Annotated in this window: 16 protein-coding genes and 2 tRNA genes; 16 read left to right on the top strand and 2 right to left on the bottom strand. The window is 41.5% G+C overall.

Features of this window, described 5'->3' with window-relative positions; all coding sequences use genetic code 11:
• The first annotated feature begins 24 nt into the window (after positions 1-24).
• Positions 25-1,446: an MBL fold metallo-hydrolase RNA specificity domain-containing protein gene (locus MSI_RS01785; protein ID WP_009103048.1), complete on the top strand. Its 1,422-nt coding sequence runs from the start codon at positions 25-27 to the stop codon at positions 1,444-1,446.
• Positions 1,447-1,600: 154 nt separating this feature from the next.
• Positions 1,601-3,958, top strand: coding sequence for a formate C-acetyltransferase (pflB, locus tag MSI_RS01780; protein WP_009103046.1), 2,358 nt, complete (start codon positions 1,601-1,603; stop codon positions 3,956-3,958).
• Between the two features lie 187 nt (positions 3,959-4,145).
• On the opposite strand, the gene MSI_RS01775 is transcribed toward pflB, so the two are convergent.
• Positions 4,146-4,973 carry an Mrp/NBP35 family ATP-binding protein gene (locus tag MSI_RS01775; RefSeq protein WP_009103044.1) on the bottom strand — a complete coding sequence of 276 codons (828 nt, stop codon included), beginning with the start codon at positions 4,971-4,973 and terminating at the stop codon, positions 4,146-4,148.
• 136 nt (positions 4,974-5,109) lie between these two features.
• Between MSI_RS01775 and putP the strand changes: the two genes are divergently transcribed.
• Positions 5,110-6,666, top strand: coding sequence for a sodium/proline symporter PutP (gene putP / locus MSI_RS01770; RefSeq protein ID WP_009103043.1), 1,557 nt, complete (start codon positions 5,110-5,112; stop codon positions 6,664-6,666).
• A 311-nt stretch (positions 6,667-6,977) separates the two neighbouring features.
• Positions 6,978-7,304, top strand: coding sequence for a Trp family transcriptional regulator (locus MSI_RS01765; protein WP_009103041.1), 327 nt, complete (start codon positions 6,978-6,980; stop codon positions 7,302-7,304).
• 6 nt (positions 7,305-7,310) lie between these two features.
• On the opposite strand, the gene MSI_RS01760 is transcribed toward MSI_RS01765, so the two are convergent.
• A complete protein-coding gene (locus tag MSI_RS01760; protein WP_009103039.1) occupies positions 7,311-8,201 on the bottom strand; it encodes a DUF368 domain-containing protein in 891 nt (296 codons plus the stop codon).
• 94 nt (positions 8,202-8,295) lie between these two features.
• On the opposite strand from MSI_RS01760, the gene MSI_RS01755 reads away from it, so the two are divergent.
• From MSI_RS01755 to MSI_RS01700, 12 genes are all read left to right on the top strand, one after another.
• A complete protein-coding gene (locus tag MSI_RS01755; RefSeq protein WP_009103037.1) occupies positions 8,296-11,070 on the top strand; it encodes an ankyrin repeat domain-containing protein in 2,775 nt (924 codons plus the stop codon).
• Between the two features lie 332 nt (positions 11,071-11,402).
• Complete coding sequence (locus tag MSI_RS01750) at positions 11,403-12,362, top strand: ACP S-malonyltransferase (RefSeq protein ID WP_009103036.1); 960 nt, start codon at positions 11,403-11,405, stop codon at positions 12,360-12,362.
• A gap of 14 nt (positions 12,363-12,376) precedes the next feature.
• Positions 12,377-13,126 carry a 3-oxoacyl-[acyl-carrier-protein] reductase gene (fabG, locus tag MSI_RS01745; RefSeq protein ID WP_009103034.1) on the top strand — a complete coding sequence of 250 codons (750 nt, stop codon included), beginning with the start codon at positions 12,377-12,379 and terminating at the stop codon, positions 13,124-13,126.
• Positions 13,127-13,447: 321 nt separating this feature from the next.
• Entirely contained in the window at positions 13,448-14,701 is a 1,254-nt protein-coding gene (gene fabF, locus MSI_RS01740; RefSeq protein ID WP_009103031.1) for a beta-ketoacyl-ACP synthase II, read from the top strand.
• Between the two features lie 253 nt (positions 14,702-14,954).
• The gene (locus MSI_RS01735; protein WP_009103029.1) at positions 14,955-15,551 is read left to right on the top strand and encodes a 2-dehydropantoate 2-reductase; all 597 of its coding nucleotides are present in this window, start codon (positions 14,955-14,957) and stop codon (positions 15,549-15,551) included.
• Positions 15,552-15,635: 84 nt separating this feature from the next.
• Entirely contained in the window at positions 15,636-16,067 is a 432-nt protein-coding gene (fabZ, locus tag MSI_RS01730) for a 3-hydroxyacyl-ACP dehydratase FabZ (protein WP_009103027.1), read from the top strand.
• A gap of 276 nt (positions 16,068-16,343) precedes the next feature.
• Positions 16,344-16,736 (top strand): isoamylase early set domain-containing protein, encoded by a 393-nt coding sequence (locus tag MSI_RS01725; RefSeq protein ID WP_009103025.1) that lies wholly within the window; start codon positions 16,344-16,346, stop codon positions 16,734-16,736.
• A gap of 126 nt (positions 16,737-16,862) precedes the next feature.
• Positions 16,863-16,933, top strand: a tRNA-Gln gene (locus MSI_RS01720).
• Positions 16,934-16,981: 48 nt separating this feature from the next.
• Positions 16,982-17,054, top strand: a tRNA-Glu gene (locus tag MSI_RS01715).
• 11 nt (positions 17,055-17,065) lie between these two features.
• Positions 17,066-18,772 (top strand): DUF5312 domain-containing protein, encoded by a 1,707-nt coding sequence (locus tag MSI_RS14250; RefSeq protein ID WP_155815457.1) that lies wholly within the window; start codon positions 17,066-17,068, stop codon positions 18,770-18,772.
• A gap of 3 nt (positions 18,773-18,775) precedes the next feature.
• Complete coding sequence (locus MSI_RS01705; protein WP_009103021.1) at positions 18,776-19,645, top strand: polyphenol oxidase family protein; 870 nt, start codon at positions 18,776-18,778, stop codon at positions 19,643-19,645.
• A gap of 65 nt (positions 19,646-19,710) precedes the next feature.
• The gene (locus tag MSI_RS01700) at positions 19,711-20,412 is read left to right on the top strand and encodes an iron-sulfur cluster assembly scaffold protein (protein WP_009103019.1); all 702 of its coding nucleotides are present in this window, start codon (positions 19,711-19,713) and stop codon (positions 20,410-20,412) included.
• Positions 20,413-20,426: the final 14 nt, after the last annotated feature.

Here is a 20,426-nt window from a genome sequence, read left to right as displayed (position 1 = left end):
AAACTGCACCTTTGGAGGTCTTACATGGATATTAAATCATTTTCACTTGGAGCTGCAGAAGAAGTTACAGGATCTAAACATATACTTCAACTGGATGACCGTTACATTATGATTGACTGCGGAGCCTTTCAGGGTAAACGTAAGGAATCTGATGAAAAGAACCGCAATTTTGATTTTGATGTAGATGACCTTGATGCCGTTATTCTGACTCACGGGCATTTTGACCATTGCGGACTGCTTCCGGTTCTTGCAAAAAGAGGTTATGAGGGAAATATTTATGCAACCCCTGCCACCCGAGATATTGCAAATTTAGTTTTAATGGATAGTGCCCGTATTCAAGCCCGCGATGCGGAATTCCTTGCAAAGCAGGCAGCCAAAAAAGGCGAAAAATTTAAATGGAAGCCGCTTTACAGTGAGGAAGACTGTATTGCAGTTGCCAATCAGATTGTTGGGGTTTCCTATAACCGAAGAATGCCGGTTGCTCCCGGTGTGCAGCTGGAATTTTTTGATGCGGGACACATTCTGGGCTCGGCCTTTGCCAGTATTACGGTAAATCCTAATAAAAAAGACCCGGAAAAAGAAACCAGAATTCTTTATACAGGTGATATAGGACGAAAATGTAAGCCTATTATCAGAAATCCGGCTTTGGATATGCCGGCTCCTGATTACATTTTTATGGAAACAACCTACGGAAATAAACTTCATCAGGACCACGATATTGCTATGAAGGAACTTATCCGGGTGGTTCGTGAATCCTGCCAGCGTAAGGGGAAAATCATCATTCCGTCTTTTGCAATTGAACGTGCCCAGGAACTTGTTTATTACCTGCACCGTCTTATTGAACAGAAAAAGATTCCTCATGTGCCTATTTATGTGGATTCGCCTATGGCTGTAAATGCTACTAGTGTTTTCCGCGTTCATCCGGAATGTTATGATGAGAGCGTAAACGAAGCCTTCTTGAAGCATCATAAAAATCCATTCGGATTTGGTGATTTGACCTACACAACCAGCATTGAAGAATCTAAGGCGCTGAATAAGAAAGAAGGCCCTATGATTATCATTACTGCTGACGGTATGTGTGAAGCAGGCCGTGTTCTCTACCACCTTGCAAATGACATTTCAAACCCGCGCAACACGGTAATGATTGTAGGTTACATGGCAGAAAATACTCTTGGCCGAAAAATCCGTGACGGGGAAGAAGAGGTAATGATTCTTGGTGACAAGTACAAGGTTGAAGCTAAGGTTGAGCTTATGAATGCCTTCTCTGCCCATGCTGATTACGGAGAAATGACTGAATGGCTGAAGGGAATTGATACCAGCCGCCTTAAGAAAATATTCCTGGTGCACGGCGAAAAAGAAGCTCAGGAATTTTTCAAAAATCACCTTCACGAAAACGGCTTTCCGGAAGTGGAGATTGTAAAGGCTGGGGAGAAATACACATTGTAGGTGTTTACATCTAGTGTTAAAAGTATTAATATGTAACAGAATGACGCTAGGGAAAGTTTTTCCGCGTATTTTGCTCTTCCATGGGGAAGCGTAAAGTTGGGCGCCAGTTTGTAAATATATCTGCCGGTAAAGGTACCGGTGAAAAGAGGTTTATATGACTTTAAGACCAGAATGGGAAGGATTCAAGGGACGTCTTTGGACAGAAGAAGTAAACGTTCGTGACTTTATTCAGAATAACTACACACCTTATGATGGTGATGAAAAATTCCTTGCAGGCCCTACAAAGGCTACAGAAAAACTTTTTGCTGAACTTCAGAAGCTTCAGAAAGAAGAACACAACAAGGTTTCTATCGGTAAAGATGGAAAACAGAGAACTGGTGTTCTTGACCTTGAAACAAAAGTTGTAACAAGCCTTACAGCTTACGGCGCTGCATATATCTGCCCAGAAGGAAAAGACCTTGAAAAGGTAGTTGGTCTTCAGACTGATAAACCTTTGAAACGTGCTTTTATGCCTTATGGTGGAATCAACATGGCTGTACAGTCTTGCGAAATGTACGGTTACGAAGTTGATCCAGAACTCAAAAAAATCTTTACAGAATATCACAAAACACATAACCAGGGTGTATTTGATATCTACACTCCAGAGCACCGCGCAGTTCGCTCTGCTCACATCTTGACAGGTTTGCCTGATACTTATGGCCGCGGACGTATCGTAGGTGACTACCGCCGTGTTGCTCTTTATGGTATCGACCAGCTTATCAAATACAAGCAGGAAGACTTTGCTAACATCGGTGATGGTACAATGAGCGAAGACGTTTGCCGCCGCCGTGAAGAAGTAACAGACCAGATTAATGCTCTTAAAGGCATGAAAGAAATGGCTGCTTTGTATGGTTTTGATATTTCTAAACCAGCTGCTAACGCACGCGAAGCTGTACAGTGGCTTTACTTTGGTTACCTTGCAGCTATCAAAACTCAGAACGGTGCTGCTATGTCTGTTGGTCGTGTATCAACATTCCTCGACATCTACATCAGCCGCGATATGGCTGCTGGAAAACTTACAGAAGAAGAAGCTCAGGAACTCATTGACCACCTGGTAATGAAGCTCCGCATGGTACGCTTTGCTCGTATCGAATCTTACAACCAGCTTTTCTCTGGTGACCCAATCTGGGCTACTCTGGAAGTAGGTGGACTTGGACAGGATGGCCGCTCACACGTAACAAAGAACGACTTCCGCTTCCTCCATACATTGGAAAACATGGGCCCTTCTCCAGAGCCTAACTTGACAATCCTTTACTCTAAGAGATTGCCAGAAGCATTCCGCAAATACTGTGCTAAGATTTCTATTGATACATCTTCAGTTCAGTACGAAAACGATGATGTTATGCGCCCAATCTGGGGTGATGACTACTCAATCTGCTGCTGTGTATCTGCTACACAGACTGGTAAGGAAATGCAGTTCTTCGGAGCTCGCGCTAACCTTGCAAAAGCTTTGCTTTACGCTTTCAACGGTGGTAAAGATGAAGGTCTTAAGAAGGGTATGCAGATTGGTCCAGAATACGCTCCAATCACAGCAGACGTTATTGATGCTTCTAACTACAAAGAAGTTGAAAAGAAATACCTTGCAATGCTCGAATGGCTTGCTGACGTTTATGTAAACGTTTTGAACGCAATCCACTACATGCACGATAAATACTACTACGAAGCAGCTGAACTTGCTTTGGAAGATACAGATATCAAACGTACATTCGCTACTGGTATCGCAGGCTTCTCTCACGTAGTTGACTCACTTTCTGCAATGAAATATGCAAAAGTTAAGGTTAACCGCGAAAAGGTAGAAGTAAAAGACAAGGCTGGAAATGTAATCGACACTGTAACTTTGGTAAAAGACTTTACAGTTGAAGGTGACTTCCCACGCTACGGACAGGATGATGACCGCGCAGACGAAATTGCAGTATGGCTTTTGAAGACATTCGTTGGAATGATTAAACGTCACCCAACATACCGCAACTCTGAGCCTACAACTTCTATCCTTACAATTACTTCTAACGTTGTATACGGTAAGGCTACAGGTGCTCTTCCTAACGGACGCCCAGCTGGCGCTCCATTCTCACCAGGTGCTAACCCATCTTACGGTGCAGAAACAAAAGGTCTTATCAAGTCTTTGAACTCTGTTGCAAAGCTTCCATACCACTACGCTTTGGACGGTATTTCAAATACACAGACTATCAACCCATCTGCTTTGGGACACGATAAGGCTGAACAGGTTGAAAACCTTGTAAACGTTCTTGACGGTTACTTTGATATGGGACCAGATTCTGGTCACACAGGTGCTCACCACTTGAACGTAAACGTATTCGGTGTTGAAAAACTTAAGGACTGCCAGGCTCACCCAGAAAAACCTGAGTATGCTAACTTCACAGTTCGTGTATCTGGATACGCTGTACGCTTCATCAACCTTACTAAAGAGCAGCAGGACGACGTTATCGCTCGTACTTGTCACGCTTCATTGTAATTGATGCTTGAGTAAGAGAAAGCTCCCGGTGCTGCAAAGTGCCGGGAGTTTTTTTCGTAATATGCCAATTTCCAAAAAAAACAGGCTGCGGGTCCCAGCGACGGCGTAAATCAGGGTACCACCCCCTCACGGGTTCCCCCCTAATTTCCGCCTGCGTCCCACAGCCTGTTTTTTTATTTAAATCTGCCTATTTCAACAAACTTTCCACTTTAGCAGCGGCGTCCGAAAGTTCCGGACTAACCAGACTTTCAATATCACCTGCATCTACTGCCTGAGAAACTTTTTCTTCCATTGGAAGACGTGCAAGAACAGGAAGATTGAATTCCTGAGCAATTTTATCAATATTTGATTTTCCAAATACAGTAATTTCTTTTCCGCAGTCAGGGCATTTTACATAGCTCATGTTTTCTACAAGACCCAGAATAGGAATGTTCATCATGTTTGCCATGTTTACAGCTTTTTCTACGATTACGCGAACAAGCTGCTGTGGAGAAGAAACTACGATAATGCCGTCTACAGGAAGAGACTGGAAAACTGTAAGAGGAACGTCTCCGGTTCCTGGTGGCATATCTACGAACATAAAGTCTACATCCTTCCAGATAACGTCTGTCCAGAACTGTTTTACAGCCCCTGCAATTACAGGACCACGCCAGATTACAGGATCAGTTTCGTTTGCAAGAAGGAAGTTCATACTCATAAGCTGAATTCCAGAATCTGTAACAACAGGATTGAGAGCATCTTCGCCCTCAACAGCTTCGGCACGTTTGTCACCAAGTCCGAAGCTTTCTGGAATTGAAGGACCTGTAATATCTGCATCAAGAATTGCAGTCTTAAATCCGTCTTTATTTACACGGCTGGCAAGAAGGCTTGTTACCAGAGATTTTCCAACTCCGCCTTTGCCGCTTACAATACCAATTACTTTTTTTACGCTGCTTCCCTTATGAAGATTTACATGGAAGTCACGTTTTTCGCATTTTTCACTGCAAGATCCGCAGTCATGGCTGCATTCGCTCATTCTAAAAACCTCGAATATAAAAATCTTCTATTAATATAATAATAAAAGCTGATAAATGGAAGAAAAAAATGCAATTGCATTTTTATACGTTAATTTTGTATAATCATACAAATTATATTAATAAAAAGGTGTGATTATGACTCCTCAATTTCTTGCAAAAAATCTTGCATTTATCATTTATCTGGGTTTGATGATTTACATCGGTTTGCGTTATGCAAACAAAAACTCAAGCTCTTCTGACTTCTTTTTGGGCGGAAGAAAAGTTGGCCCTTGGGTAACAGCTTTGAGTGCAGAGGCATCTGATTCTTCTGCATGGCTTTTGATGGGTTTACCGGGACTCTGCTATCTTGGCGGTGTTAAAGAAACCTTCTGGACTGCGCTTGGTCTTATTGTCGGTACTTATCTGAACTGGCTTTTTGTTGCAAAACCTCTGCGCAAATGTTCTATTTCTTTTGGTGATTCAATTACAATTCCAGAATTCCTTTCTAACCGTTTTAAGGACAGAACTCACATTCTTTCTATTGTATCAGTTTTCTTCATCGTGCTTTTCTTTACTATTTATACTGCTTCCGGCTTTGTTGCATGTGCAAAACTCTTTAATTCTGTATTCGGTATTCCTTATCATGCAGGTCTTGCAATTGGTCTTGTAGTAATTCTCTGTTACACAATTACAGGTGGTTATACAGCCGTTTGTACAACAGACTTTATTCAGGGAACTTTGATTTTTGTTGCCTTTGTTGTTTCTTCAATCATCGCAGTAATTGCTTTGGGCGGCCCTGCATCAGCTTATCAGGCTGTTCAGAACTTTGATGCTCAGGCAGTAGCTGGAAACTTTGGTGATAAATTGCGCTCTGCCTTTACAGCAAACGCTTCTTTCTCCCTTAAGTCTATTATTTCTGCTCTTGCATGGGGCTTGGGATACTTTGGTATGCCTCATATTATCGTTCGCTTTATGGGAATCCGCTCAAATGCAGAAGTAAAAAAGGCTCGCCGCATCGGAACTCTATGGATGATTATTTCTTATGTAGGAACTTTCTTAATCGGTACTTTGGGAACAGCATATCTTTTGAACCACGGAACAATTCTTGGTGCTGAATCTTGGGCAACAATTGAAGGTGTTTCAACTTTTGGTGATGCAGAAACTGTATTCAGTATGACAATGCAGAATATGTATCCAGCCTTTATTGCCGGAATCTTCCTTTGTGCAATTCTTGCTGCTTCAATGTCTACTGCTGACTCTCAGCTTCTTGCAGCTTCAAGTGCCGTAAGTCAGGATATTTATAAGGGACTTGTTAAAAAGGATGCAGATGAAAAGGATGTTTTGAATATCAGCCGCTTTACAGTATTCATTATTGCTCTGATAGCTCTTTTCCTTTCAATGAATCCTAATTCTTCAATTTTTGGTCTTGTATCATTTGCCTGGTCAGGATTTGGTGGAACCTTCGGACCGCTGGTTCTTCTGGCTCTCTACTGGAAGGGAACTACAGCCCGTGGTGCAATCTGCGGTCTTATCCTTGGTGGTGTGACTGATGTATTCTGGCATTATATGCATGGCGGAATCTTTGACTTGTACGAAATTGTTCCTGCCTTTGTAGTTTGTCTTGTTGCAACAGTAGTCGTAAGTCTTTTCGATACTAAAAAAGATCCTGAAATGCTTGCCGACTTTGCTAAATACAAGGCTATGGAAGACTAAGGGTTATAACTGACTTAATCTGAAAAAAAAGCGCTAAGGAGAGTTGTGGATTTCAAAAACACTCTGATTGTTGTGACCGCGAGAGCGGTCAAGAATATAGTTACTTTGCAACAATCAGCAGTGTAGGTATTATCTGAAAAAGAAGACCTTTTTCAGATAAACTCGGTTTTGAAAGCCATAACTCGACTGGTAGCTGTTTTTTTAAACTAAGTTTTTTTTGCCCCACGCTCCACTCCCTCGCGTCAATTTTACTTACAAATCTGTTTTAAGTTTTTATTGAACCCTTACATCTTCCATAGTATAATGTACTTGTGAATAGTAACGAAGTTGAAAAAGAAAATACTGATGAAGTAATTGATCAGACTGTAAAAGAACTCTGCCATATTCTTAAGCAGGCAGAAGACGAACAGTTTATTTATGAATTTTTTAAATGCCTTTTTACCCCGCCGGAGCTCAAGGATTTTGCAAACCGCTGGCTTTTAGTAAAAGAACTTGATAAGGGAACTACCCAGCGCGAGATTGCAAAGAAATTCGGAATGTCCCTTTGTAAGATTACCCGCGGTTCAAAAGAACTGGCAAAAGAGGGCAGTGCCTTCCGAAAAATTCTGGATTTCCAGCAGGCACATAAAGATAAGTAGATAAGATTATTTAGCCTCAGGCGCAAGCTTACCACTGAAGTAAGCCATGCAGGCTCCAAGAATTAGGCACAGGGCGCAGGCGATTGCCTGACCCGCATTATGAATTCCACTAAAGCCCGGGAATAGATTTACAGCCGATCCAAGAAGAAGACCAAAAATTACACCGTAAGTATGGTTAGGCGCTTTTTTCAAAAGCCATGCTACAAGTTTAGCACCGCAGATAAGTCCCAGTAAAACTCCAATTCCGTTTGGCAAAAGCAGGAATAGGGCGTGAAAGAATTCATTTGGATTAAAAAGAGCAGGAATACTCTTCATTACAATTGTGTAAACACCAAGAATCAACATTAAGAGAGAACCTGAAATGCCAGGAATTACCATTGCAATAGCTCCGATATATCCTGCAATAAAGATTCGCATTGCAAGCTTAAAGGTGATTTCTGGAAGGGCTGCACTCATATCTGGAGTTGCACCGTCTACTCTTCCTTCAAGATAAGAAAAGTACAAGAGGGCTGCAAGTCCTGCTGCGGCACAGATTATGATTCCGATTGTTTTTCCGGCTGTAAGTTTGTTCTCCTCGCTGTGGCGGAAGGTACTTGCAAAAATCATTGGAAGGCTTCCTAAAATCAAACCTGTAAAGAAGAAGTTTGTCTGAACCGGGAAATTTTCGTACAAAACTGTAATCAGTTTACTGAAAAGTAAAACTCCCAGAGCCATTCCGCTCAAAAGAGGGCCGACAAAACGTTTATTTGCCCAGAGTTTTTTTACATTGTAAGTAATTGCATTAATAAAACGGTCGTAGATACCAAATACAACGGCAAGAGTTCCTCCAGAAACGCCAGGGATTACGTTTGCCATACCAATACAGATACCGGTTAAGAAAAGAATAATCATGTCCATAGTTTAATAATATAGAAGAAAGTGGCTTTTGACAATTAAAAACTAAACTCCTCTTCTGAAAATCCGATAAAGAAGATATAGAAGGGGAAAATCTATGACTAAAAAGATTTTATTTGCAGTATCAATTTTGTGCTTTGGTTTTGTGGCTTGTACTACAAGTCAGGTAGCGCCAAAGGCAGATAAGGATTCAATTTTTAAACTTCTCAAACAAAATAAATACGATGAAGTAAGATCCCGCTTTCAGTATGCTGATGATATTAACGGTGTTGATGAAGAAGGAAATACAGTTCTTCATCTTGCGGCAGCTGCCAATGAAGCAGATTTGACTTTATACCTTTTGATAAAGGGTGCAGATCCTGAACTCAAAAATTACAATGGTGATACACCTCTCAGTCTTGCAATTAAAAGCGGCGCTGTAGAAAGTGCAGAAACAATTGTAAATCAGAATCAGGATTGTATTTTTGCCCGTGACGGAAACGGCCAGATGGCACTGGATCTGGCACTTAATACAAGTCCTGCCTACTACGGCATTATGATTAATGAAAAAACAGGGGCTGCAAAAGACAGTGATGATAATACAATTGTTCATCATTTTGTAATGTCAAAGAATGTAAGGGGAATTGAAGTTGCAACTGCCCTTAAACTTCCTATTGATCAGAAAAATGCTGCCGGAAAAACTCCTCTTGAACTTGCTTACTTAAATCTTACAGATGATGATTCTGTAACCTGTGCCGCTGACCTTATTCTGGGTGGCGCTGAAACAAACAACGAAGAATATGCTTATTTTGAAACTGCCGTTTCTGACCGAAATCTGGACGAACGTTTTGATGACGGACAGACTCCTCTTCATATTGCGGCTATTCAGAATCATGTTGCAATTGAAAAATACCTTCTTGTAAACGATGCTGATAATTCTGCTCAGGATTCTTCTGGCGCTTCTCCCCTTCATGAGGCTGTGCGCTATGGAAATCTTGATATTATCAAGGCACTTCTGGATTCGGGAGCAAACGTTAATTCAAAGGATAATCTTGGAAAAACTCCTATTATGGTAATTACTCCAAAGGATAGAACACAGGAGATTTATACACTTTTAATCAGTTACCGTGCAGATCTTAATGAAAAAGATATGTTTGGTGATACAGTTCTTCATAATGCAATTATGGTGAATTCTGATGTTGAAGTAGTTTCAATCCTTACAAATAACGGTGCTGATGTAAATGTACGTAATAAGGAAGGTGTAACTCCTCTTCATATTGCAGTTCAGAAGGATCAGGTTGGAACTGCTCATCTTCTTACAGAAAACGGTGCAAATATCCATACAATGGATGCTAAGGGAAAATCTCCGCTGGCTCTTGCCCTTGAAGGTTCACAGGCTATGCTTGAAGCCGTTGTAACTCAGAAAAATGCCATGACTCAGGATTCAGACGGAAATACACCTCTTCATGTTGCCTTGTTAAAGGATGCGCCTCTTTCTAAGGTTCAGTATATAGTAAGCCTTACAGACAATGTAAATCTTCGTAACCGTGATGGTAATTCGGCTCTCTTCCTTGCTGTAATTAAAAACCGTCAGAAGGTAGGGGAACTGCTTCTTGCAAAGAATGCAGATATTTTCTCTACAAATACAAATAATAATTCTCCTCTTCGTCTGGCATTGCGCTATCCAAAAATTCAGGAATGGCTTATTACTTCTAAAACTATCCGTGCAACTGATGGCAGTGGAAACACAGTCCTGCACTATGCTGCAGAATGGCAGTTTACAGATTCAGTTAAATCTTTGACTTCAAAGGGAGCTGATATTTCTGCAACAAACAGCAGTGGCGAAAACTGTCTTTTTAGTGCAGCAAGAACAAATAATCCTGCTGTAGTTCAGGTTGTAGTTGACTGTGGTGCTGATATTTATGACCGCGATAATCTTGGGTCTACTCCTGTTCACGTTGCAGTACGCTGGGATGCTCCTGACTCAATTGATAAACTTGTTCTTCTTGGCGCAAACGTTAATGCCCAGAACTCTTCTGGAAAAACTCCTCTTGCTGAGGCTGTTGTTTCTGGTAAATATTTGATTGTACGCAAACTTCTTGAATCTGGTGCAAATCCAAATGTTGGTGATACAAACGGTGTTACTCCGCTGATTGATGCCATCAGAATTAATAACAAAGATATGGTAAAGCTTCTTCTTGTTCATAATGCAAATCCTAACCTTCAGCAGGTTAATGGACAGAATGCTTTCCATGAAGCAGCAATTCTTGGTGATAAGGAAATTATTACTCTTATCCGCAATGTAGGTGGAAATCCTCTTGCCCGTGATAAAAAGGATAATACTCCTTTCTCTATCGTGATGAATACAAATCCTGCTTTAATCCGTGATGTGCTTGGAAACAGCTACACAATTACTGATAGTGATGGAAATTCTCCTATTAATATAGTAGTAAAATCAAGAAAATCTGTAGCCCTTCTGCAGACTCTGATTGATTACGGCTATCCGATTGATACAAAAGATTCTGACGGTTACACAGCCTTGAATTACGCTATTGAGCATAAATATTACAATACTGCGACAGTTCTTTTGCAAAACGGTGCAGATCCTTTCCTTATGATTGATAAGAAGGGAAGAAACGGCGTAACAATTGCCCTTGAAAGCAAAGATACAAAGATTCTGAATACGATTGCAAAATATGCTGGAACTTTGTGTGATATTCAGGGTAATACAATTCTTCATTATGCTGCAAAAACAAGTGATGAAGAAATTGTTAAGCTTTTGATTTCTTACGGGCTTGATAAGAAGATTGCAAATATTTCGGGGGATACTCCTTATGATCTGGCTGTAAGATGGAAGCGTCCTGAAATTGCAAATATTTTAGATATTGAATAAAAACAATGCTTTCGCGCGGAACCGGGACTGTCCTTAAAAATGGCAGTCCCGTTTTTTTTTGTAAGGATAGAAAATGCGTAGCGCAGGTTCGTGATTTGCGGAGTTTAGAGCGTGGGAAAAGCAGGTTTGCTGCAAGCAAACCTGCGGCGTATAATAAAATACTTTTCCGCGCTCTCGGCGGAGCAAATTACGGTTCTGCGCGAGAGCATTTTCGTATTTTTACTAAACAAAGAAAACTATCATTGACACTTTTTAGTTTTTTGTCTATTCTTTCCATAATGACAAAAAGATAAAAAATGTCATTTTTGAATTGTACATTATGGGGGATATATATGAAGAAATATGCATTTTTGTTTCCAGGTCAGGGCGCTCAGGTTCCTGGCATGATTAAAGATTTGTGTGATGCTTATCCTGAAGCACGCAAAGTTGTAGACGAAGTTACAAAAATTACTGGCGTTGATATGCCTAAACTCCTTTGGGAATCTGATCAGGCTGAACTCAGCCGCAGCGACAACAGTCAGCTTGCAATCACAACAGCTTCCCTTGCCGTTATGGAAGTTCTTAAATCAAAAGGAATTGAAGCTTCTGCCGCTATGGGCTTCAGCCTTGGCGAATTCCCTGCTTTGTATGCTGCAGGCGTTTTGAGCTTTGAAGATGTAATTAAAGTTGTTCGCCAGCGTGGACTTATTATGCAGGAAACTTGTGAAAATATTGCAAAGGCAAACGAAGGTCACGCACCTGGAATGACAGCTGTTATCGGACTTTCTCAGGAACAGGTTGCAGAAATTGCAAAGAAAATCCCTGATGCTTATGCCGCAAACCTTAACTCTTCTGTTCAGACTGTAGTAAGCGGAACTTTTGATGCTCTTACAGCTGTTGAAGCTGCTGCTAAAGAAGCTGGTGCCCGCCGTGCTCTCCGCCTTCAGGTTGCTGGACCTTTCCACAGCCCATTGATGCAGGAAGCTGCTGATAATTTTGAAAAGGCAATTGCAGACGTTACTTTCAACTCACCATCTAAAAAACTTTTCAGCAACGTTACAGGTAAAGAAGCAACTGACGGAGCTGAAATCAAAAAGAATGCCGTTCTTCACCTTACAAATCCTGTTCGCTGGACAGACGAAGAAAAAGTTCTCTTTGACATGATTGAAGCTGACAAAGATAACGAATGGACTTTGATTGAACCTGGTGTTGGTAAAGTTCTTGCAGGTCTCTGGGCAAAAACAGACTACGCAGAAAAATACACCTGCGCACCGGTAAACTCTGTTGAAACTCTTGATGCTTTGAACGCATAAAATTGGGGGAATACATGGCTTTATTAAACGGAAAAAAAGCACTTGTTACAGGTTCGAGCCGCGGAATCGGACGTAAAATTGTTGAAGAATTCCTTAAAAACGGTGCCGAGGTTTGGGGACTCTGCTCTAAGCCAAGCGCCGCAAAAGCTGAACTTGAAGAAATTGCAAAGGCAAACGGAACAAGCTTCCACGAAATCTGCGCTAACGTTGGCGACCACGCTCAGCTTTCTGAAGTGGTAACAGCCGCTGTAGCAGAAGCCGGCAGCTTTGATGTTCTTGTAAATAACGCCGGAATTACCCGCGACGGACTTTCTTTCCGCATGAAGATGGAAGACTGGCAGGATGTTTTGAACGTAAACCTTACAGGTTCATTTGTAATCACTCAGATTGTTTCTAACGCAATGCTCAAGGCAAAGCGCGGAGGTTCAATCATCAATATGAGCTCGATTGTTGGTATTCACGGTCAGGGCGGTCAGGTAAACTACGCAGCTTCTAAGGGCGGACTTATTGCTTACAGCAAGGCTTTGTGTAAGGAAGTTGGCAGCCGCGGAATCCGCGTAAACTGCATTGCCCCAGGTTTTATTGAAACTGATATGACTGCTGTTCTTAAGGAAGATTTGAAAAAGGCTATGATTGATTCAGTTCCTCTTAAGAGAGCCGGCCAGACAGAAGACATCGCAAATGCGGCTGTTTTCTTAGCAAGCGATATGTCAACTTACATTACTGGACAGGTAATCGGAGTTGATGGAGGCATGGGCTGCTAAAGCAGCACATGCCGTGCGAGTTTACGAAAGTAAACTCGGTAAGTTCGTGTCTTTGACACGAACGACGAATGGGTGCTTAAAATAGTGAATCCGTTAAAAAACGAGCTGCGACAGCGGGTCGTTTTAGGATTTACTCTGAAAAATGGCTCGCCGCGAGACTAGCGAGCGGCGCGGCTCGTAGGTTAAGTAAATAACTGTAGTATCGGGCATACGCCGGATATGAAGGGGCGCGAAGCGCGTGCGAAGTACCGACCGTCAGGGGAGCCCGGAATAGCCGGTAACTAGAGAGACTCGTACAAACTAATATATAAGGAAACTAAAATGGAAAAAAGACGTGTTGTAATTACAGGTATGGGAGCAATCACTCCTCTTGGAAACTCAGTAGAAGAAACTTGGGCAGGAATTAAGGCTGCAAAAAGCGGAATCGGCCCAATCACACTTTTTGATGCATCGGTAAACAAGGTTCACTATGCTGCCGAAGTAAAAAACTTTGACCCGGCTTTGTATATGGATTCAAAGGATGCCCGCAAAATGGCACGCTTTACTCAGCTTGGTGTTGCAGCTGCTAAGATGGCACTTGAAGATTCTGGCCTTATGGGAAACGAAGCTGTTCTTGACGAAACAGGAATTATTCTTGGTGTTGGAATCGGCGGTTTGGAAGAAACAGAGGCTGACGTTCTTGGTATGTCAAGAATGGGCGGTGTAAAAACTAACCCTATGGCTATCCCTAAGCTTATTCCTAACGAAGTTGGCGGAAACATCGCTATTCAGTTTGGTGTTCACGGTCCTGTTGAATCAATTGCAACTGCTTGTTCTTCTGGTACTGACGCTCTTGGTGCTGCTTTTGATATGGTTCGCTCTGGCCGCCTTGACTGCTGTTTGAGCGGTGGTGCTGAATCTACAATCTGTCAGTTCGGTGTTGTAGGCTTTGAAGTTTTGCACGCTCTTTCTACTGGTTTTGATGATGATCCTACAAAAGCAAGCCGTCCTTTTGATAAAGACCGCAACGGATTTATTATGGGTGAAGGTTCTGCTATCCTCGTTCTGGAAGAGTATGAACACGCTAAGGCCCGCGGTGCTAAGATTTATGCAGAAATCGCCGGTTACGGTGCAAGCTGCGACGGATATCACCTTACAGCTCCAAATCCTGACGGAATCTGTGGTTCAAAATGTATGACTCGCGCTTTGAAGGATGCTGGAATGGATCCAAGTGAAATCCAGTACTACAACGCTCACGGAACTTCTACAATGAAGAACGATTCAAGCGAAACAAACATGATTAAGATTGCTTTCGGCGAAGAAAATGCCCGCAAACTTAAGATTTCTTCTACAAAATCTATGCACGGTCACTGTCTTGGTGCAACTGGTGCTGTAGAAGCAATGATTTGTGTAAAAGCAATCAACGACAGCTTTGTTCCATGTACAAAGAACCTTGATAACCCTGATATCGAAGGCGGCTGCGACCTCGACTACGTTCCAAACAAAGGTATCGAAATGAACATCGATGCTGCAATGTCTGCAACATTCGGCTTCGGCGGACATAATGGTGCTATTATTATTAAGAAATGCCGATAATCGAAAATCCGTTAAAAAACGAGCTGCGACAGCGGGTCGTTTTAGGATTATCGTTAAAACGGCTCGCCGCGAGACTAGCGAGCGGCGTCAAATAAATAAGGAGGAGGGAGAAGTCTCTCCCTGCGCCCGCACTTCGTTGCGGGCTACCCTCTCGCCTAGGGGACGCTACGCTTTCCCCTAAGACCCCATGAAAGACCGTTCATCCCAAGTGGGCGGTCTTTTTTATAATATAAATGTTTAATATTATACAAATATGAATATTTACGTTGATTTTGATGACTGCCTTTGCGAAACTGCACGTTATTTTTGTAAACTTGCAGCCCAGCTTTTTGGGGTTAATGTACCTTACGAACAGGTAAAATATTTCAATCTGCAAAAATCCTTTTCACTGTCTGACGAACAATATGACCAGATGATGATTAAGGGACATACTCCCCAGGTGCTTTTGTCTTATGATGAAACTCCGGGTGCTGTTGAAACTCTTAAGGGTTGGCTTGAAAGTGGTCACAACGTAAAAATAATTACAGGACGGCCTTTCAGCGCTTATGAGGCTTCCCGCGAATGGCTTAACCGGCACGGCCTTAAAGACCTTGAATTATTCTGTCTTAATAAGTACGGACGGGATAACTTTATCAAAGGAAGTACTTTCAGCCTTGAACTTGAAGATTACTACAAAATGCATTTTGACTATGCTGTAGAAGATTCACCGGCTGCCTTTAAGTTTTTTGATCATCTGCCTGAGCTCAAGGTTATGGTCTTTGACCGCCCCTGGAATCAGGATTGTGCTTTTCCAAATGAAAATTACAAAAGGTGTTTAGACTGGAAAAGTATAAGAGAGCTTGTCCATTAATGGTAAGGTATATAAATGATGCAAGGTTGTTTTTAAGCCTGTTATCATATAAAATATATTTATAATTTAAATTAGGAGTTTAAAATGTCTTTAACAACTGATATCAAATCTTTGCTTCCACACCGCGAGCCTTTCCTTTTTGTTGATGAAATTGTCAGCGCTGATGAAAAAGGCTGTGTTTGCGAACATACATTTACAGAAAACGAATTCTTTTTTAAGGGACACTTCCCTGAATATCCTGTAGTACCAGGCGTTATCCTTTGCGAAACTATGGCTCAGGCTGGTGGAGCTGCTCTCCGCTATCTGAATATTGTTCCAGCAGATGGTCTTTTCTTCTTTGCTACACTGGACAAGGTAAAGTTCCGCAATCAGGTTCGTCCTGGTGACAAAGCCAGAATGGAAATCACTTTCCTCCGTAACAGCCCGAAAATGATTAAACAGGCCGGCAAACTCTACGTAGGCGAAAACCTCTGCGCCGAAGCCGAATGGATGTGCCTAGTCGGATCTGCGCAATAGCAAACTCCAAAAACTTGCGCCTTGCGCAAGTTAAGCAAAGGTTACGTGCATTCGGAAGTTGAAAGGAACTTTGCGACCTTTGCAAAACTAGACGCGCTTGCGCGGCTGATGTGCCTGGTAGGTAGTAAATAATGTTTAGGTAATAACAGGCTACCGGTCGTGTAGCGCGATAACGCGCGGTTTTGAACCATACTACACGACAGGGAGTCTGTTATTGCATTTTATAAACAATATATATAGAATAAAACTAATAAAAAAATCTTAGGGGGATTTTAAATGTCTTTAAAGAAAACTTTTTCCAGCGACGGAAAAACTTGTACAGTTGTTTTTACTGTAAATCCTACAGCAGCAGCAGGTTCAGAAAAAGTATATCTCGTTGGAGAATTCAACAGCTGGAATCCAACTGCAAAACCAATGAAGAAAAGTCCTGACGGATCTTTCTCTGTAAAACTTCAGCTCGATACAAATAAAGAGTATCAGTTCCGCTATTGTCTTGACGGCACAACCTGGATCAATGACTGGAAAGCAGATAAATACGTTCGCTCAGAAATGGCAAACGATGATAACTCTGTAGTTGATACTACAGTTCCAAAAGCTCCAAAAACTGCTAAAAAGCCTACATCAAAAGCTGTAACACCAAAAAAGACAACTAAGAAGGCTGCAAAATAGATGATATAAACCCGGTCAAAATCTGGCCGGGCTTTTTTTTGTCAAAATTTCCTCACTTTTTTTTCAAAATTCATAACTTCTCCTATTGACCTTTTTTTGTAACTTCTATATATTATAAACACTTATTCCCCGATTGTGTAATGGTAGCACTTCAGATTCTGGTTCTGACTGTGGGGGTTCGAATCCTCCTTGGGGAACTAAGGCTGGCTTGTGAAAGTCAGCCTTTTTTTTTCAAATCATTTTTTGGCCGCTTCGAATATCGGTTTAGTTCGCCGCCCTCTCAAGGCGGAGAGACGGGTTCGACTCCCGTAGTGGCTAACCTTAAGCCTATGTCTTTGGAGAATAATCGTACAGCTTTTGACAGACTTGTTTCTGGCCTTAGTGCTCAAGACAGAGCTGATATGCTCCGCCGGATTAACAGCGAAGATATGGCAAGCGTTCAGCTTGTTGAAACCGAAGACGAAACAGCAGAAAAAAACATTTCACTTCATTTAAAATTCCAGACACTTCCGCTTATTCACAAAGTTCTTATAAAAATTAAGGCAATTTTTACAGGTAAAACTTCAGAACGTGTTTACAATGACAGTGTCCTTATGACAATGGCAAAACACGTAAATCGTGAACATCCGGGACTTCTTAATACCCGCATGTATTACCTGGACAGTATTTTTTATGAACGCCTTAAAGATCTTAAAAGTGCTGCCGATTTTTTTAAGCCTTATTTTGCTCCTATTGATAATGAGCCCGGCGAGTTTTATGTTTTTTTAAGTTCCTTTGTAACACCTGAAATTTCTGACAAAATTAATTCAGAGGCAGATCCTTTTTCCCTTTCTTTTGATGTAGAACCAACTACTATGGAAAAAGACCGCCTTATGAAAAATCTTGATAATATTTTTTCAAATCTTGATCCTAATTCTAAGGCAAATCTTTATTCTGCAGTTCAGTCAATTTCCTGGCTCAAGCAGTTTTCTGTATTGCCTTTCCTTCATTTTACTGCTCAGTTTACAAATCTTGTGGGCACTTCCTATACCTGTCCTTACAGAAATGCTGCCGTTGATTATGATATTTTTTCTGCAGTTTTTACAAACATTAAGCCTATTTCAAGTGAACTTTTAGAAGCGCTTTTCTTCTATATACATAAAAATGAATTTGCCGCAAATCCTCACAGCCAGGATCTTGAACGTTCTGTTAAAGAGTTTATGGCAGGGGCAAATTCAAAATTGTCTGCTATCCAGATGTTTGTCAGCAGTGTGCCTGTAATCAAGCTTGGGAAAATCATTAATCAGGATTTTGACTGGCTGCCGGGAAATATTGATGGTTCTGAAGCCTGGTTCCCGAAATTCCGTGCTCACTGGCGTGAAATTCTTGAAATACGCTGGAAGGACTGGATAAAAGAAAGAAAAAAGAATTTAATTGCTGCTACTCTTCATGATGATTTTGGCCTCATAAAGTTTCCGGAGATGAAGTATCATCCATGGACTTCTTTGTGGTCAAAGGTTCAGTTTAACTGTGAGCTTACCGGCGGCTTTATGTCCTGGTTCAATCTTGAAATGTATCATGAAATGCTTGCTTATCTTAATGATATTGTTCTTGAAGGAGTTTTTAACGGTCCTCAGAGCAGACAGGAATATACATCAGGCTTTAATCTTTTCCAGCAGGCAAATCAGAAAATGGCAGATCTTCTGGCTGCCCTTTCTCCAAACGGCGATTACGGGGTAAAGTTTACTGAATGGGCTAAATTCCCTGTTGGTACTATCCAGATGCAGAATCAGATTAAAACTGCAATCGGTAAGATTGAAAATAGTATTTATGATGTAATGAAAGATTTTAATGCAGGCAGCGCTTTGCTTGTAAAATTCCTTTCAAAGCTTTTTTCTCCTGATCCTAAAAATGCCCTCGAAGTAATGCAGAATTTTTCTTCAATGAAAGGTCGTGGAAACCGGGAATGGCGGGATAATCTTGAAAAGGTTTACATAAATCTTTCAAAGTGTATTTTCTATCTTTCTGAGCTTGAACCGATTGAACACACTTTCTAGTCTATGAGTATTACAAGATTTCCCCTTCTTTTTTCAGATAAAGATTATCTTACTTTTCCTTTTTATAAGAATGGGCTTCCTCTAAAAAATGCCCCTTTATGCGGTATGAGCATTAAAAAGGCTGGCAGCATGCGTTTCCGCTGGAATGAAAGAAATCCCGGCAGAGAAGATTTTTTGAAAAAACTGAGTCAAAAGGGAAATGTAAAGCCTGTTTCCCTGGAACTTATTCATTCAAAAATCGTATATGATTTGAAAAATGGCGATGAAACTTCCGGTCAGCAGGGAGACGGAATGATTACCTGTAGAAGTGATTTACTTCCTGTGGTTACCGTTGCCGACTGTATGCCGATTTTTTTATATGAGCCGGAAACTGGTCTTTTTGGGGTAGTTCATTCAGGCTGGAAGGGAACAGGAATTATAAAAGAAGCAGTTGAGCTTGCCTGTAAAAACTATGGTGCAAAAACTGAAAACTTTTACATTCTTCTTGGTCCTCATATCCGGGACTGCTGCTATATAGTTAATCAGGAAAGAGCGGATTATTTTTCAAAAGAATTTTCTCCTGACTGTCTGAGTCCTCTGGAAGAGGGTGGAGTATGTCTTGCAGGTGGAAGGGGGCTTCCTGTCAGCTGGAAAAATGGCGGCGGACAGCTTTATCGACTTAGTCTTGAAAAAGCAAATCTTTCTGTACTCAAGGCGGTGGGCATTAGGGATGAAAATATTGCTGTCTGTTCTGACTGCACCTGCTGTAACGAAAAACTTGGTTCTAACCGCCGCGAAACTGCTGACTATAATATGACTCACCCTGCCGCAAATGCTGACCAATTATCCCGCTGTTTTACTGTTCAAGCCGCCTTCTGCGGATATAATATTTAATATTGAAATATCCCCGTTTTAGTGGTATTTTTAAATGCATATTTTTATTTTTTATAGGAGCTAATATGACATACACTGCAGAAGTGGAGCATATGTGTCCTTTGGCAAAAGGCGCATATCATGGTCCTGCACCAATCCCAGAAGAGGGAGAGTGGGTACAGGTAAAGAAGATTGAAGATATTTCCGGATTCACACACGGTATCGGTTGGTGTGCACCACAGCAGGGTGCCTGCAAACTTTCTTTGAACGTAAAGAACGGAATTATCGAAGAAGCTTTGGTTGAGACAATCGGTTGTTCAGGTATGACTCACTCAGCTGCTATGGCTTCTGAAATCCTTATCGGAAAAACTGTTCTTGAAGCTTTGAATACTGACCTTGTTTGCGATGCTATCAACACAGCTATGCGCGAACTCTTTATGCAGATTGTTTACGGTCGTTCACAGTCAGCTTACTCTAAAGACGGTCTTAAAGTTGGTGCTTCTTTGGAAGACCTCGGAAAGAACCTCCGCTCTCAGGTTGGTACTATGTTTGCTACTCGCAAAACTGGTCCTCGCTACCTCGAAATGACAGAAGGCTACGTTGAAACATGTGCTATCGATAAAGACAACCAGATTATCGGTTACAACTGTATCAACTTTGGTAAACTTATGGACGCTCTCAAGGCTGGAAAACCAGCAGAAGAAGCTATCGCAGGTGCACGCACACACTATGGTCGTGTAACAGCTGATCAGGGTATGGTAAAACTTATCGACCCACGCAAAGAGTAGTATTTAGGAGGAAT

Origin of the sequence: Treponema sp. JC4, assembly GCF_000260795.1 — a bacterium.
Lineage (GTDB): Bacteria > Spirochaetota > Spirochaetia > Treponematales > Treponemataceae > Treponema_D.
Note: the sequence above shows the minus strand (reverse complement) of the source record. Positions and strands in the feature narration are given on the sequence as shown.